Genomic DNA, 16,833 nt, shown 5'->3' on the forward strand with positions numbered 1-16,833 from the left:
CAAGGTGTTCATCAGCCACAGCACCAGCGCGGATGAGACGACCGCCCGGCTGCGCGACGCCATCGCCAAGGGTCTGGAGGACCGTGAGCACGCGGTCCTGCTCGACGTACGCCGCCGAGAGCCCGGCCGCCCCTGGCAGTTGAAGCTCGCCAGAATGCTCGCCCAGTGCGAGGCGGCCCTCGTCCTGGTGAACGAGGCGGCCCTCGGCTCGTCCTGGGTCCGGCGCGAGACGAACATCCTGCACTGGCGCAAGACGCTGCGTCCGGACATGGTGCTGGTCACGGTCCTGGTGGGCGAGGTGACCGCCGGCCTGCTGCGGGCCTCCGAGCTGCGCTACCTCGCCGACGACGACGTGGAACGGCTGAGCACCTGCAGCGAGGAGGACATCGAGCAGCTCGTCCGGATGTTCCCCCGCGGCCGGCGCACGGGTGACGACGCGATGAGCGCCTGGCTGGACAGCATCGGCATCCAGCTCCAGGAGATCAAGCACGAACCCACCTACGCCAGGATCGCCCGTGAGCTGGACATCCCCCAGGAGGAGCACGACCAGCTGATCATCGGGTTCGCCCCCGCCCTGCTGGCCTGCCAGATGCTCGACACGCACGACGTCGTGAAACTGTGCAACGTGGTGCTGGTGGCCCGCGACGGCGGTCTGCAGCCGGACCGGGTCGCGGAACTGGCCAAGAAGATCCTGCCCGTCTGGGTCGACCGGGACCAGGCCCGGCGCATCGTGCGCGAACGGGACGGATCCGTCCGCCGCGTCGTCATCCTGAACGTCGACAATCCGCTGATCGGCGAGCACTACCTGGACCGGGCCTTCTGCGTCGACCGCAGGAGCTACTACATCGCCAGAGCGGCGGGGCGCCCGCCCGGCGACGACGACCCTGAGTTCTATCTGCTGGAGCAGTGCGAGCAGGCGGTCAAGCAGAAGATCGGCCTGACACCCGACCAGAAGCTCGACCACCCGAGGGAACCACGCAACTTCGGCCGGCTCTTCCTGCTGCTGGACGCCAACCGGTGCGATCTGGGCGTCGTGCACCGGGTCATCGCCCAGCTGCACGAGAAGATCCCGTGGATCAGCGTGCTGGTCATCTCCGGCCGGGGCGCCGACGTACGGGACCGCTGGCCGGGAAGTCCCGACGAAGTGCTGGTTCTCGACCCGCCGTTCGAGGCGGAGCATGAGAATGTGGTCAACGCAGTGGTGGAGCGGGTGCGTGACTGCGTGGGTCATACCTACAGGGGGGCATGATGAGCCAAGAGCAGCCCGACGCCCAGGACAGGCCAGACGCACAGGACAGGCCCGGCGGAGTGACCGGGCCGGAGTGGCTCGACACTCCCGACCGGGGTGACGGACGCGTCTACGTCATGCCGTCCGACCTGGACTTCGCGGTGCGGGTGGCCCGCGCCACCGCCCGGCCGCTGCTGCTGCGCGGCATGCCGGGATCCGGCAAGTCCTCCCTGGCGCCGTTCATCGCCCGCCGGCTGGGCTGGCGCTACTACGAGCACGTGGTCACCTACCGCACCCAGCCGCGGGAACTGCTGTGGAGCTACGACAGCGTCCGCAGGCTCGGCGACGCCCAGGTCGCCGCCCTGCGCGGAGAACGGCCCGACGACGCGAGCTATGTCCAGCCGGGCGTCCTGTGGTGGGCCCTGGCCCCGCGCTCGGCGGGCCGGCGCGGCAGGCCCGAGGACGCCGTGGTGCCCGACCCCTGCCCGGACCCGTTCGAGAAGATCAACCGCGACCGCAGCCCCGACCACGCCGTCGTCCTCATCGACGAGATCGACAAGGCGGATCCGGACGTGCCGAACAGCCTCCTGGTGCCGCTCGGCCTGCACCGGTTCGTCGTCACCGAGATCGGTCAGGAGATCCGCACCGAGGAGCCGGATCCGCCCGCGCCTTCCACCGCTGAGGACACGCTGCCCGCACGTCACCTGGTGGTCCTCACCACAAACGAGGAACGCGAGCTGCCCCAGGCCCTGTTGCGCCGCTGCGTGGTGCACGTCCTGCCCGAGCACGACAGGGACATGCTCGTCCGCATCGCCAAGGAACACATGCGGATCTGGCCCGGTGAGGTGACACCCGGCGACGAGGTACTGGCCGCGGCGGTCGCCGACAAGCTGATGGAGGTACGCGAACAGGCCGACATGCAGGACGTGCGCCGGCCGAGCACGGCCGAGTACCTCGACGCCCTGCTCGCCTGCCGGTCCCTGCGCATCCGCCCCGGCAGCGACGAGTGGCAGCTGCTGACCCGCAACGTGCTGATCAAACCGCAACAGATGGCCGGTGACCCGGCATGACGGGGGAGGCCTGGCTGGGAGACGTCGCCAGGGCCGCCCGGGCTCTCGGCACCCGCTCCCCGGAGGACTACGCGCGGATCGCGGCACTGCTCGGCATGAGCGGCGCCCCCGCCGAGCCACCGCGCCCCGGCCGCGAGGAGCCCCGTGCCGACACCCCCGCCTGGCAGGCTCCGGCGCGGCAGGACACCCTCCCACGGCCCCAGCCGGACCCGGCCCCCCCGGTCTTCGCCCGCAGCGGGCGGACCGCACTCGCCGACACCGTCACCGTCCTGATCCCCGTCGGCGAGCCCCGCCCGCAGACGCACCACTGGACCACGCCCCCGCTGCCCCGCCCCCGGGCACGCGGCGAAGCGGCCCGCCGGCCCCCGCACCTGCCGCTGCTCGCGCCGCGATCCACGGCCGCACTGCTCACCATGGTGCTCTCCCGCACCACCCACGAGGGGGAGCTCGACGTCGAGCGCGCCACCGAGGAACTCGCCCGCGCCCGCCCGCTGACCGCGATCCCCCGGCTGCCGCTGTCCACCCTCCGCTACGGCGTCCAGATCCTCGCCGACACCTCCGGCGCGATGGAGCCCTTCGCCCGGGACGTGGAGGACGTCGTCGCCCACGTCCGCGCGCTCGCCGGCATCGCGAACACCGAGGTGCTGCGCTTCTCGGACGCACCCGTGCGCGGCGCCGGCCCCGGCTCCCGCGCCACCTGGCAGCCGTACCGCCCGCCCAGGCCCGGCATGCGGGTGCTGATCCTCTCCGACCTCGGGGCCGGCGGTCCCCTCCTGAACCCCTGGCGCGGCACCGAACAGGAGTGGCGCACCACGATCCACACGATCCGGCAGCGCGGCAGCGAACCCGTCGCCCTCGTCCCGCTTCCGGAGCAGCACTGGCCGCGCTGGGCAAGCGGGTTGCTGCCCATGCTGACCTGGGACCGCGGTACCACCGTCGGCAAGGCCCTCGGAGCCCGGCCATGACCGCGCGGCCCGGGCGGGCGCTGGCGATCATGCTCAGCATCGCCGCCCGGATCGAACCGGAGCTGATGCGAGCGGTACGCCTGCGCGCGGCGCCCGGGCTCGACGTCGCCGCCGAAGTGGACCTCTGGTTCGGGGACCTGGTCGCGCACCGGGGATTCGGTTACGTCGTCCTCGATCCCCGGCAGCTCGGTGAACTGCGCGCCGAACTCGCCGCCAGACTCCGCCAGGCCGGCGCGAACGACCCCGTCCATCGCCTGTGGCCCACGTTCCAGCAGGTGCGCGCGGGACAGTCGGCCGCCCTGATCGCCCAGGAGACGGCCACGTGGCAGGCCGTCAGCGGGCACCCCGACGCCGACCGGAGCATCGAGGAGACCTTGCGTCCGGCCCTGCGCGCCCTCGTCGAGGAGCAACGCGAAGCCGTCGCACGCTGGTTCACCGACGCATGGGACACCTTTCCGGAGCGGGTGCGGCGCTCGACCACCGCCTGGCAGCTGCTGACCCTCTCCGCGGTCCGGCTCTCCCTCGACCCCCCGGACCCGCCCCGCCCGCTGCGGCTCGCCCTCGCCGACGTCGCCGTCATCGCCGAAGGACTGCCGAAGGCCCGCCTGCACCTGGGCTGGGACGGCCCCCGGCTGCTGCTGAGCGACGCTCCCCTCGGCCCCGGCCACTTCTCCATCACCGTCCCCGACACCGATCCCCGCGTCGTGGAGCTGGTCACGGCCAGCTCCATCAGGACGATCCTCGTGGGCCGGGACACGGCGGTCGAGGAGTGGGTGGGGCCCGCCGGGGGACTGCTGCGCACGGCGGACGGGGCCACGTACGCACTGCCCTCTGCGGTGGTCACCCAGCCCGGATCCACCCTGCCGGCGCAGGATCCGGCCGAGGATCCGGCCCGGACGCCGCAGCACCACGAGGACGACACGCCCGAAGCCCCGGCCGTCGGGCACATCAGCATCTGCTTCGCCGGCGAGAGCCGCTCCTGGGCCCTGTGGGCCGCCCACCAGATCGAACGGGCCGACTGCACCACCACCCTGCTGCACTGGGACACCGCCTCCCGCAGCCCCACCGAGTCCCTGGGCGCCCTGCTCGCCGCACCGGGCCAGGTGCTGCTGCTCGTCAACGAGCGCGCCCTGCGGCCCGACCTGTACGACGAGTCGGAGTGGACACGGGCCTTCGAGCTGATCGTCGCCCCGCACCGGGAGCGCTTCGCCGCGATCGTGCTGTCGTCCGAGCCGCTGCCCGTCGCCACGGGCCTGCTGCGGCCCGTCGACGTGGCCGGGCTCGACGAGAGCGAGGCCCGCCGCAGAATCCTCGAGCGGCTGGGCATCCCGCCCGGGGAGGAACCCCGGCCCCCGGACGGACCCCGCTTCCCCAACGACCCGCCGCAGGCCCGCGAGACCCCCCGGCGCAACGCCCACTTCACCGGCCGCAAGGACGATCTGGAGGAGCTGTCGGAACTTCTGGCCGAGCCCGGCCCCATGGGCGCCCGCGTGGTCCTGCACGGCATCTCCGGGGTGGGCAAGAGCCAGCTGGCCGTCGAGTACGTACACCGCTACGGCGACGGCTACGACGTCGTGTGGTGGGTGAAAGCGGGCCCCACCGCACGCGAGGAGTTCGCCGCCCTCGCCGTGCACCTCGAACTCCCGGTCGGCCGTGACGTCGGAGAACGGGTCCGCGCCGTGCACACCGCACTGCGCGGCCGCGGCGGCCCCCGCCGCCGATGGCTGCTCGTCTTCGACGGCGCGGACGACGTGGGCGGGATACGGGACCTGCTGCCCGAGGGCAGCGGCGACGTGCTCGTCACCAGCCTCAGCCGGGACTGGGCCGGCGTGCTGGGCTTCCAGGAGTACACGGTGCGCCCCTTCTCCAGGAAGGAGAGCACCGCGTTCATCAGCCGCCGGGTGCCGCGGGTCACCGAGGCCCAGGCGGACCGCCTGGCGGAGGCGGCGCAGGACCTGCCGCTCGTACTGGCGCAGACCACCGCCTGGCTGAGCGCCTACCCCTTGGAACCCGTCGACTCCTACCTGGAGGCGCTGGACCGGCAGTCGCCCGAAGAGCTCGCCGTACGGATCGAGGACGACTACCCGGTCGGCTTCGTCAGGACATGGGGCCTGCTGCTCAGCACCCTGCGGCAGCGCAACCCGGAGGCCGCCGAACTCATCGAACTGATGGTGATGTTCTCCCCGGACGCGATTCCGCTCCGCCTCATCGCGGCCGCCCCGGCCGCCGTGTTCCGGCCCGGCAGCCTCGCCCGCACCGTCTCCGACTCCACCCGCTGGCAGAACGCCCTCGCCGGCCTGGCCGACCTCACAGCCATCCATCTCGGCTACACCGAGGATCCCTCGCTGGAGTGGGGTGTCGAATCCGCCCAGATGCACCGGCTCTACCATCGCTACATCCGCGGCAACCTCCCCGCCCACCGCTCGGCCGAGCTGTCCGCCGCCGCCTGCGGGGTCCTCGCCGCGGCCAACCCGGGCCGGCCGGGCGACCAGCGCGAATGGCCCGCGTACCGGCAGCTCATCCCCCATCTCGACTACGCGGGCACCCTCGACCAGGTGGAGCCGGGGGTGCGCCGCCTCGTACTGGACTGCGTCGACACCCTCCGGCTGCGCGGCGAGTACGACATCGGGCTGCGCCTGTGCCAGCAGGCGGTGACCCGCTGGCGCCCGCGCCTGCCGGAGACCGATCCGGACATGCTGGTCCTGGTGCACCAGCACGCCAACCTGCTGCGCCGCGTGGGCCGTTACCGGGACGCCGAGGCCGTCGGCCGAGCCCCGGTGGAGCAGCTCTCCCGCACCCGTGACGCCGAAGACCCCGAACTGCTGCGGGCGAAGGACGGACTGGGCGGAACCCTGATGGCTCTGGGCCAGTTCGAGCGGTCCCGGGAGCTGTTCGAGGAGGTCTGGCAGGGCCACGCGAACCGCTCCGGCCCCCAGGAGCCGTATGCGCTCAACGCCAAGAGCAACATGGCGCTGACCCTGGGCCTGCTCGGCCGGTACGCAGAATCCCTCGACATCCACCGGGAGTTGTTCGAGCTGCGCAGCCGCCGGCTCGGCGCCGACCACTACCAGACCCTGTACTCGGGCCTGTGCCTGGCCTGGATGACCCGGCTGCTCGGGCGCTACCGCGAGGCACTCGGACTGCAGCAGCACAACGCCCGGCTGCACAGCCGCGTCCTCGGCCCCCATCACCCGCAGACCCTGCGCGCCGAGCACAACCTCGCCCAGTGCCTGCGCCGGGACGGGCAACTGCAGGAGGCCTCGACCCTGTTCACCAGTGTTGCCGCCCGCTCGCAGCAGGCACAGGGCGAGCTGCATCCCGAAACGCTGATGATGGCGTCGGACCGGGCCACCCTGCTGCGCGTGAGCAGCCCGCGCCAGGCTCACGAGCTGGCCCGCACCGTCTACGAGCGCTACCTCGGACTGCTGGGCCCCGACCACCCGTACACCGCGGGAGCTCTCGGCAACCTGGCCCTCGCCCAGTGGGCCGACGGCGACGAACGCGGCGAGGCCGACGCCTCCGCGCACACCGCCTGGCAGCTCATGACCCGGGCCGTGGGGGAGGTCCACCCCTGGGCCCTCGGCTGCCGCCTGAACCTCGCCGCCGGGCTGGCCCGTGCGGGAGGGCTCGAAGCCGCCCTGGCCCACGACACGGACCTGGCGGAGGCCGCCACCCGGCAGCTGGGCGCGGCCCATCCGCTCACCCTCGCCGCCGCCACGGCCCGCGCCTGCGACCTGCGCACGCTGAACCGTGCCGAGGAGGCCGACGAGCTGCGGCGGGAGACCGTCGAACGGCTCCGGGAGACCCTCGGGCCGCAGCACCCGCACACCAGGTCGGCGGAAGCGCTGAGGCGACCGCACTGGGACTTCGAACCGCAGCCCATCTGACCCATCACAGGCCGCCGCACCCGGTACGGCGGCCGCGGAGGAGACCAGGCGCATGGACAGCCGGAGCACGGCCCACGGCCGGAACTTCACCATCAGCTACGCGGGGTTCAACCGCCCGTGGGCGGCCTGGATCGCGCACCAGCTGAGCGCGCGCGGCCACACGGTGGCGATGCGGCGCTGGGACCCGCGGGTGGACGTGCCCTTCGAGGAGGAGTTCGGCGCGCTGCTCACCGCTGCGGGGTGTGTCGTCCTGGTCCTGGACAACTGGTACTTCGGCCTCGGCCCCATTCCGGAGGACGACTGGAACCGGGTGCTGCGGCAGACCGTGCCCCGGCAGGCCGAGCGGTTCGCGGCGGTCACGGTCGCCACCCAGCGGGTGCCCGCGTCCGTCTCCCTGCTGGAGCCGGCCGACCTGCACGACCTGGACGAGCAGGAGGCGGTGCGCAGGCTGCTGCGCAGGCTCTCGATCGACCCGGCCGGGCCGCTGCAGCCGTCGGCGCAGACCTGCTCCCGCTTCCCCAACGAGCCGCCCGCGGTGCTCGACACCTTCCGGCGCAACCGCCGCTTCACCGGCCGGGACGCCGAGCTGGAGCAGATCCGTACGCTGCTGACCACTCCGGGACCCGATCGCGGACCCGTCACCCGTATCGTCCTGCACGGCACCAGCGGAACCGGCAAGACCCAGATAGCCGCCGAATACACCCACCGCTTCGGCAACGACTACGACGTGGTCTGGTGGGTCGACGCAACTCATCGCGCCAAGGCCCGCGAGCGCCTCGCCGCGCTGGCACCCCGGCTCGGACTGCCGGTGAGCGAGCGCATCGGAGAGCGGATCAGGGCCCTGCACGAGGCCGCGCGCTCCGCCGGGCACGGCCGCTGGCTGCTGGTCTTCGACGGCGCCGAGGAGGCGGCTCAGCTGGCCGACCTGCTGCCCGACCGGAACGTCCACGTCCTGCTCACCGCGGGCACCTCGGACTGGTCCGCCCTGCCCGGCACCCGGGTGCTGGACGTCCTGCCCTTCACCCGGGTGGAAAGCGTCGCCTACGTGAGGCGCCGGGCGCGGCGCCTGACGCCGGTGGAGGCCGACGAACTGGCCTCCACCGTCGGCGACCTGCCCCTGCTGCTCGCCCAGACGGCCGCCTGGCTGGACGCGAACCAGGTACCGGCCGGGGACTACGTACGGCTCCTGCGCGACGCCACGGAGGACCCGGAGGGCACGGAGACCGACGCCGGATACCCGCCCGGCTTCCGCACCGCCTGGACCACCACCCTCGACACCCTGCGCGAGCAGGAGCCCAAGGCAGCCGAGCTGCTGAGCCTGCTGGCCTTCTTCTCGCCCAACGAGATCCCCGTACGGCTGCTCACCGAGGTCCGCTACGGAGATCTGCCCGCCTCGTTGGACGAGCTGGTCCGCGACCCGCGCTCCTGGCACCTGGCACTGCGCCGGCTCTCCGGGTACACCGCCGTACGGCTGGACTACGAGCAGGACCTGGCCGACAACCCCGCGGTCGAACAGGTCCGGATGCACCGGCTCTACCACCGCTTCCTGCGCGAGACGCTGAGCGCCGAGGAGGGGCGGGACTACTCCGACATCGCCTGCCAGGTGCTCGTCGGAGCCGATCCCCGGCGGCCGGGGGACACCCGCGACTGGGAGCGCTACGCCCTGCTCCTGCCGCACCTGGAGTTCGCGGGCGCCTTCGACTCCAGCCGTACGGCCGTACAGGAACTGGTGCTGAACTGCATCGAGTACCTTCGGGTGCGGGGCGAGCACCGCACCGCGCTCCGGCTCTGCGACGAGGTGCTCAAGCACTGGCAGCATCTGGACGCCGCGCACGGCGCGCTGCTGTCCCTGCAGCACAAGCGATGCCACATCCTGCGGCTGGCCGGCCGGTACGGCGACGCCGAGGAACTGGGCCGCGCCGTCGTGCAACAGCTCGCCGCCGCCCGGCCCGAGGACCACCCCGATCTGCTGCGCGCCAAGGACGGGCTGGGCAGCACCCTGCTCGCACTCGGCCGCTTCATGCAGGCCCGGCAGCTGTTCACGGAGGCCGCCGGGCGTTTCGCCGAGCAGTTCGGCACGGAGGCCCCGCCGACCCTGGCCGCCCGTCACAACGAGGGGCTGGCCATGCTCATGCTCGGCCGTTACGCCGAGGCCCGCGCCATCCACCGGGACGTCCTGCAGATCCGGCAGCGCCGGCTGCGCTCCCGGCACCACCTCACCCTGCTCTCCGGCACCGTGTACGCCCGCCTGATCCGCCTGCTGGGCGACTACCCGGAGTCGGTGTCGCGGCTGGAGCAGATCGTGCGCACCCTGCGGCAGATCTCGGACGCACGCCATCCGCAGGCCATCCTGGCCGACCACCAGCTCGCGGTGTCCCGCCGCAGGGCCGGAGACGTGTCCGAGGCGGGCGAGCGGCTGTCGGGGGCCGCCCGCCGGGCCGCCCAGGTCCTCGGACCGGACCACCCCGACACCCTCGTGGTCGAGGCCGATTACGCGACCTTCCTGCGCGAACACGGCGAACTGGGCGCGGCCCTGCGGTACGCGGAGTCCGTCGCCGAACGCTACGACCGCCTCCTCGGCCCCGGGCACCCCTACACCATCGGCACCTGGGGCAACCTCGGTCTCGCCCTCGGGCACGCGGGCGACCACCAGGAGGCCCTGCGCCGCTCCGAGGCAGCCCTGCGGGACATGACGGAGGCGCTCGGCGGCGACCATCCCTGGACGCTCGGCTGCGCCCTGAACCTCAGCGGCGCGCGCAGCCGCGCCTACGACAACCAGGCCGCGCACGAGCTCAGCCGGGACACCGTACGCCGCGCGGCCCGGGTGCTCGGCCGGGCCCACCCGCTGACCCTGTCGGCGAGAACGGCCCTGGCCGACGATCTGCGCAGCCTGGGGCAGGCCGGTGAGGCGGCGGAACACGAGAGCGAGGCGGTCCGTGCTCTCGGTGACACCCTCGGGCCCGAACACCCGCACACCCGCGACGCCCAGCGTCGGGTCCGCCCGTACTGGGACTTCGAACCGCAGCCGCTGTGACCGGGAACACCGCTCAGCGACAACTGTTATGAAAATCAGGGTATTTGTTGCCTCATCAGCAGTGAGCCGCCCGGCTCCCTTGATCCTTCAGGAGCCCGCCCATGACCGCACGGCCCTCGGCCTACGGGCCACGCGCCACCGTCGTCTACGCAGGTGTCAGCAACGGCTGGGCGCAGTGGATCGCGTGGGTCCTCGTCCAGGAGGGCTGCTCGGTCACGGAGGTGCGCTGGTCCCCGCTCAGCGGCCTGCCCGAGCCGACGGCGCTGCAGGCCTTCTTCGCTCAGCCCGGGCGGGTGCTGCTCGTCCTCGACGACTGGTATCTGCGCTTCGACACGGGCCGCAACCGGGAGTGGGCCCGGATGCTGCACGCCCTGATGCCGCGCCTGCACGACCGCGTCGGAGCGGTCACCGTCACCACCCGCGCCCTGCCGGACGAGGCGGTGAGTCTCGGCGCGGTCACCCTGCGGGGCGTGGGCCCGGAGGAGGCGCGCCGCCGGGTCCTGGCCAAGGTGGGCCGCACACCGCGCGCGCCCTACACCCGGCAGGACAACGGGCCGCGCTACCCCGAGGACCCGCCGGACGTGGCCAACACTCCGCGCCGCAACCCGCGGTTCACCGGGCGCGAGGATCTCCTCAACGAGGTCCACGACCTGCTGAACTCGGGCAACGGGCAGGGCCGCAGGGTGCTGCTGCACGGGCCTCCTGGCGTCGGCAAGAGCCAGGCCGCCGCCGAGTACGCGCGCCGCTTCGCCGGCGAGTACGACCTGATCTGGTGGGTGCCCGCCGCGACGAAGGCCGCGGCGCGCGAGGGCTTCGCGGCACTCGCCAGGGAGGTGGGCCTGGGCGAGGGGGATCAGCTGACGGGACAGATCGAGGCGGTGCAGACGGCCCTGGAACGGGACGAGAAGGGGCGCTGGCTGGTCATCTTCGACGGCGCGGAGGACGTCGAGGGCGTCGCGGCGCTGCTGCCCCGGGGCCGCGGCCAGGTGATGATCACGGCACAGGACACACGGTGGACCTGTCACGGTGCCGAACCGCGCGAACTGCCGCCCTTCGAGCGGCAGGAGAGCGTCGCCTTCGCCTGCCGCCGGGCGCCCCGGCTGACCGAGGCCCAGGCCGCCAGACTGGCCGCCGTACTCGGCGACCTGCCGCTCGTCATCGACCAGAGCGCCGCCTGGATCGACGCCCATCCCGCCGCCGACATCGCCCGCTATCTGAGCGCCCTCACCACGGACGGAGAGCCGCCCGCCGCCCCGGAGGAAGCCGCCGAGCCCCCCGCCGGCGTGCCGGCGGCCCACCGTCAGGTGTGGGCGAAGACCCTGCACGCGCTGGCCGAGCGGTCGCCCTCGGTGCACGAACTGCTGCTCCTGCTCACGTTCTTCTCACCGGACATGCTGCCCGTCCGGCTGCTGCGCTCGGCCCGCCCCAGCGACCTGCCCACCCACCTCGCCCGCCTGGTCAGCGAGCCCGGGAGCTGGGACGCCGCCCTGCTGACGATCTCCGAACTGACCTCGATGCGCGTGGAGTTCGCCACCGATGCCCGGCACGACTCCACCAGCGTCGTCTCCCTGCGCATGCACCGCAGCTTCCGCCGCTTCATCCGCGACACCCTCACCGCGGAGACCGAGCGTGAGTACGCCGCGACAGCCGCACGGGTGCTCGTCGCCTCCGACCCGGGCGAGCCCGGCTCCCCCCGCAACTGGCACCGGTACGCCGAGATCCTCCCGCACCTGGAGCCGTCCGGCGCCCTGGAGTCGGACGACGGCGACGTACGCCAACTGCTGCGGAACTGCATCGACTACCTCAGGGTGCGGGGCGAGTACCAGGACGGCTGGGCGCTGGCCCGTCGGGTGCTGGAACGCTGGCGGCACACCTTCGAACCGACCGAGCCCGGCGTGCTCGCGGTCGCGCACCAGGAAGCGCGGATGCTGCGCGGCCTCGGCCGTTACGAGGAGGCGGAGAAGTCCGACCGCACCCTGCTGGCCCTGCTCGAGGAGGCCGGCACCGACAGCGGTCTGGAACTCCTGCGCGCCAAGGACGGCCTCGGCGCCACCCTCATGGCACGCGGCCGCTACGACGAGGCACGCGCCCTGTACGAGGAGGCGGCGCAGAACGCCGCGGACTGGCTCGGTCAGCGCTACGTTCCCCAGATCCTCCAGTTCCGCACCAACCTGGCCCTGGCCCTGGGCATGCAGGGACACTACGAGGAGTCCTGCGATCTGCACCGGGAGGTGTACGACCGGCGGGTCCAACTGCTCGGCGCACGGGCTCGGCGCACCCTGCAGTCCGGCTATTACACGGCGCGCATGCTGCGGCTGCTGGGCAGGCTGCACGAGGCGCGCAGCCTGCAGGCGTACAACGTGCACCTGCTGCGCCGCACCCTGGACGAGGCCCACCGGCAGACCCTGCTCGCCGAGCACAACCTCGCCTTGTGCCTGCGGCGGGACGGTGAGCTCGAAGAGGCCCGGGAGACGATGCGCGACGCCCGCAGGCGGCTCAAGGTGCTCAGCGGCGCCGAGCATCCCGACGTGCTGATGGTGTCGCTGGACTACGCGATGCTGCTGCGCGTGCTCGGCGAGCGCGACGAGGCCCGGAACATGGCCGAGCAGACCGCGCAGGCGTACGCGCACCGCCTGGGTGAGCTGCATCCCTACACGATCGGCGCCCGCAACAACTGCGCCCTGTTCCTGCTGGACGACGGCGAGACCGAGGAGGCACGCCGTCTGGCCGACGGTTCGATGCGGCAGCTGGAGCAGGCCATAGGACGCGGACATGTCTGGGCGGTGGGCTGCGCGATGAACTGCACCGCGGCACTGGCCGCCCTGGGCGACAGGGAGGCAGCCGAACGCGTCGGCAGGGACGCCTTGCAGCGGGCGGTCGCCGCGGTCGGCACCGGCCACGTCCTGTCGGTCAACCTCAGCGCCGGGCTCGCCCAGGACCTGCGCGCGCAGGGCCGTGAGGAGGAGGCGGACGCCCTGGAACGAACGGCGCTGACGGCCCTGGCGGCCGCTCTGGGCCGTGACCACCACCAGACCCGGTACATGCTCTCGCGCGCCCGCCCGTACTGGGACTTCGAGGCACAGCCGACCTAGTGCTGCGACCGCAAAGGTTCACCGGCTCGCGACGCCCGGCACGGCACCTCGCCGCGTTGTCGCATCACCCGAGTACCCGGCCTTCTCCTCCAGGCGGCGGACCTGCTGGCTCAGCGGGGGCTGGGCGATGCCCGTCCATGATCCGTACTGGACGTGCCGAAGCTGGTCACCTAGCGTTCCGCGCATGACAGAGCGACGTGCGATCCTCAGCGGCTCGGCCTTCGAGGAGCAGATCGGCTACGCCCGTGCCGTGGTCGACGGCGACTGGGTGCATGTGTCCGGGACCACCGGGTTCGACTACTCCACCATGACGATCTCGGACGACGTCGTCGCCCAGGCCGAGCAGTGCCTGCGCAACATCGAGGCCGCGCTCACCGAGGCGAAGTGCACCTTCGCCGATGTGGTGCGGGTGCGCTACCTGCTGCCGGACCGTACCGACTTCGAACCCTGCTGGCCGGTGCTGCGCCGCTGCTTCGGCGAGATCCGCCCGGCCGCCACCATGCTGGAGTGCGGCCTCGCCGACCCTCGTATGAAGATCGAGATCGAGGTGTACGCCCGCCGCGGCGCGGGATGATCGGCGCAGCGCCGGCCCGGCACGGCACCCGGGCCCGGCTCAGGTCGCCATGTGCTCCTGTTCGGCCCGGACCGGTACCACGGTGATGTGCTGGACCGCCCGGCTGAGCACCAGCACGCCCACGACGATCAGCAGAGCACCGGCCGCCTCCGGTACCAGCCACCAGCCGGTGCGGATCCGCTCTTCGAACAGGGTGATGCCGAGCGTCAGGCTCACCACCGCGTCCCCGATGGTCATCGCGGGCTGTGCCGCGGCCAGCGGACCGGCCTGCAGCGCGTTCTCCAGCAGGATCAGGCCGGCGGCGCCGGTGAGGGCGAAGGCGTACGTCTGCCAGGACTGCAGGAATGCGGTGAATCCATGGTCGGCGAAGGTGCCGCTGGCCGACTTCAGCAGTGCCGCGGTCAGGGCGTTGCCGGTGGCGGCGGCAGCCGCCAGGAGCGCGGCGCGCCGGGCCGGCGGGCGGCCGCGGCCGGACATGAGCACGGCTGCGGCCATCGCGCCGACGCACAGGCACATCGCCGGGATCCAGCGGGTGAGCGGTGCCTGGTGCCCGGCGCCGTGCGGGGCGGCGGCGATCAGCAGGACGGCGAGGCCCGCGACACAGCCGCCGACGCCCCACCAGCCCGAGCTCGGAAGCCGCCGGTGCATCAGCGGGGCGGCGACGAGCAGGGCGAAGGGCAGCTCCAGGATGAACAGTGGCTGCACCAGCGAGAGCGGGCCATTGACCAGCGCCAGGCTCTGGAACAGCGCGGAGCTGATCACACCGCACATGCCGATCACCCAGAAAGGCTGGCGCACTAGCTCCGCGAGCAGCCGGAGACCGCCGCGGCTGCTCGCCGACGCGGCCTTGCGCTGGAAGGCGGTGCCCACGGCGTTGCTCGCTGCTCCCGCGACGGCGAACGCCGCGGCCAGTTCGATCACGACCGTCTCCTGCCTGCGGGAGGCCTCCGAAGAGACTCCGGGTCTCTTCAGCCTACGGAAGGCGACGCGTCCGTGCCGGGTCTGGCGGCGGGGCGCCGGCCGTGAGAGCCGCTTCGGTGCGGTCCACTGCCCAGCGGCCGGTGCGGCCCGTTCGGTCGTGCCGACCAGGTGTTCCCGCCCGTACCGGGCGGGCCCCGGCCCGTCCCTCGGCGCGCGGGTAGCGGATGTGCTGAGCCGGCCCCGCCCGGTGACCGCCGAGCGGGGCCGGTGGAAGCGGTGGATCAGCCCAGGGTCAGGTCATCCGCGTAGATGGCGCCCTGGCCGTACCAGCCGTGGATGTACACCGTGACCGTGCCCGAGGAGCCGGTGGTGAACGGGACCGTGAGCTTCGACCACGACGAGGACGAGGCCCAGGTGCTGGCCGTGGCGCCTCCGCTGACACCGAGGTAGGCGTAGGGGCCCTGCACCCAGCCGCTCAGGGTGTAGGAGGTGTGGGGCTTCAGGGTCAGGGTCTGCGCGCACTGGCCGGTCTGCGAGGCGGAGGGCGTGGTCTTCAGCGTGTGGGATCCGCCGTGCACGGGGGAGGAGACGACCGAGGCCCCGGGGTCACAGGTCCACGGTGTGAGCGATCCAGTCTCGAAGTCGCCGTTGCTCAGGACGGCCGTGCCGCCGGACCCCTTGACCATGAGGGTGAGCGTGGAGCTGTGCCGCGTCGAGCCGGCCGTGCCGGCGACGGTCAGGGTGTAGGTGCCGGGCGCCGTGGTGGCACCGGTCTTCACGGTGAGCGTGGAGGTGCCGCCGGCGGTGACCGAGGACGGGCTGAGGGAGGCGGTCACTCCGCTCGGCGCGCCGCTCACCGCCAGGTCGACCGTCTGTGCGCTGCCCGACGTGACCGAGGTCGTCACGGTCGCGGTCGCGCTTGCCCCGGGGTCCACCGAGACGGAGGCGGGGGAGAGGGACACGGAGAAGTCGTTCGCCGGCGGAGTCGTCGTACCACCGCTGAAGGGCGCGAAGGAGTGCGTGAAGTACCACGTGTCCTGCGCGATGCCGGAGCAGGTGTCGGAGGCGCCGGAGCCGGGGCAGCCGCCGTTGTCGCGCTGCAGGGCCCAGAAGGAGAGGGTGTTGATGCCCTTGGCGACCGCCCAGTCGTACACCGTTGGGGCGTCGGCGGTGGTGAAGGTCTCCGCCGGGCCGTAGTCGTCCACGCCGGGCATCTCCGTGACGCCCACCATGTTCCACAGCTGACTGTCCGACAAGCCTGAGTAGAGTGAGGCCAGTTGGCCGTGCAGTCCGCTCGCGGCCGTCTCGGTGTCGGTCGCCATGTGGTGGGTGGCGCCGTCGTAGTAGTCGAACGTCATGATGTTGACGACGTCGATCCGTGCGCCCGCGCTCTTCGCGCTGCGCAGCACGGCGAGGCCGCTGTCGGCGAGCCCGGTCGTCGTGGTCGGCAGGGTGTACGAGAACTGCACGGAGCGGCCGTTGGCGGCGGCCCAGTCCTCGACCTTCTTGACGGCCTGGTTGCGGCGGTCGATGCCGGCGGTGTTCGTCAGGGAGTTGTCCTCGACGTCCATGTCGAGCCGGGAGACGTCGTAGGTGGTGATGATCTTCTCGTAGGCGGCGGCGATGGAGTTCACATCGGTGCAGCTGTCGGCGATCTCGGTGCCCCCGTTGTCGGCCGCGTAGCCGCCGAGGGAGGGGATCACGTCGCCGCCGCGCGAGCGGATGGTGGTGAAGTCGGCGCCGAAGACGGAGGAGGCGACGGGCGTGCCGGTGTCGCCGTTCCAGTACGGGGTGCAGGAGCCCTTCTTGTCGGCCTGCAGGAAGGCCATGGTCAGGTACTTGGCGCCGGAGGCCTGGGCAAGGGCGGCGGGGCTGTCGCCGTTGTAGGCCTCGAAGTAGGGTGCGAAGACGTGCGTGGGCAGTGGGGTCGCCGCGTGCGCGGTGCCCCCGGCCCCCACAGCGAGCCCCGCCGAGGCGGCCAGGGTGGCCAGGCCTGCGAGCAAGGCGCGTACGGGTCTCGGACGTGTCATCGGTACTCCCGGATGGCGAACGTCGGGCGGAT

General features: G+C 72.6%; 9 protein-coding genes. 7 read left to right on the forward strand and 2 right to left on the reverse strand.

The features are described from left to right. The first annotated feature begins 4 nt into the window (after positions 1–4). The 7 genes from ABZ919_RS21385 to ABZ919_RS21415 all read left to right on the forward strand — a co-directional run bounded on the left by ABZ919_RS21385 (position 5) and on the right by ABZ919_RS21415 (position 13,850). Complete coding sequence (locus ABZ919_RS21385) at positions 5–1,249, forward strand: toll/interleukin-1 receptor domain-containing protein (RefSeq protein WP_361250008.1); 1,245 nt, start codon at positions 5–7, stop codon at positions 1,247–1,249. Continuing rightward, complete coding sequence (locus ABZ919_RS21390) at positions 1,249–2,298, forward strand: MoxR family ATPase (protein ID WP_361250011.1); 1,050 nt, start codon at positions 1,249–1,251, stop codon at positions 2,296–2,298. The genes ABZ919_RS21385 and ABZ919_RS21390 overlap by 1 nt, the downstream gene beginning before the upstream one ends. Beyond that, positions 2,295–3,263, forward strand: coding sequence for a hypothetical protein (locus ABZ919_RS21395; RefSeq protein ID WP_361250013.1), 969 nt, complete (start codon positions 2,295–2,297; stop codon positions 3,261–3,263). The genes ABZ919_RS21390 and ABZ919_RS21395 overlap by 4 nt, the downstream gene beginning before the upstream one ends. Then, positions 3,260–7,150, forward strand: coding sequence for an FxSxx-COOH system tetratricopeptide repeat protein (fxsT, locus tag ABZ919_RS21400; RefSeq protein WP_361250016.1), 3,891 nt, complete (start codon positions 3,260–3,262; stop codon positions 7,148–7,150). Before ABZ919_RS21395 ends, fxsT (ABZ919_RS21400) begins: the two co-directional genes overlap by 4 nt. 52 nt (positions 7,151–7,202) lie before the next feature. Next, entirely contained in the window at positions 7,203–10,184 is a 2,982-nt protein-coding gene (gene fxsT / locus ABZ919_RS21405; protein WP_361250018.1) for an FxSxx-COOH system tetratricopeptide repeat protein, read from the forward strand. 101 nt (positions 10,185–10,285) lie between these two features. Then, positions 10,286–13,276 (forward strand): FxSxx-COOH system tetratricopeptide repeat protein, encoded by a 2,991-nt coding sequence (gene fxsT, locus ABZ919_RS21410; protein ID WP_361250020.1) that lies wholly within the window; start codon positions 10,286–10,288, stop codon positions 13,274–13,276. Between the two features lie 184 nt (positions 13,277–13,460). Beyond that, on the forward strand, positions 13,461–13,850 hold the full coding sequence (locus ABZ919_RS21415; protein WP_361250022.1) for a RidA family protein: 390 nt from the start codon (positions 13,461–13,463) through the stop codon (positions 13,848–13,850). A 39-nt stretch (positions 13,851–13,889) separates the two neighbouring features. Here the strand turns inward: ABZ919_RS21415 and ABZ919_RS21420 are convergent, their stop codons facing one another. Both ABZ919_RS21420 and ABZ919_RS21425 read right to left on the reverse strand, forming a co-directional pair. After that, positions 13,890–14,771, reverse strand: coding sequence for a DMT family transporter (locus tag ABZ919_RS21420; protein ID WP_361250024.1), 882 nt, complete (start codon positions 14,769–14,771; stop codon positions 13,890–13,892). 281 nt (positions 14,772–15,052) lie between these two features. Continuing rightward, positions 15,053–16,801 (reverse strand): carbohydrate binding domain-containing protein, encoded by a 1,749-nt coding sequence (locus ABZ919_RS21425; RefSeq protein ID WP_361250027.1) that lies wholly within the window; start codon positions 16,799–16,801, stop codon positions 15,053–15,055. Positions 16,802–16,833: the final 32 nt, after the last annotated feature.

The organism is Streptomyces sp. NPDC046759 (assembly GCF_040645475.1).
Classification (GTDB): domain Bacteria; phylum Actinomycetota; class Actinomycetes; order Streptomycetales; family Streptomycetaceae; genus Streptomyces.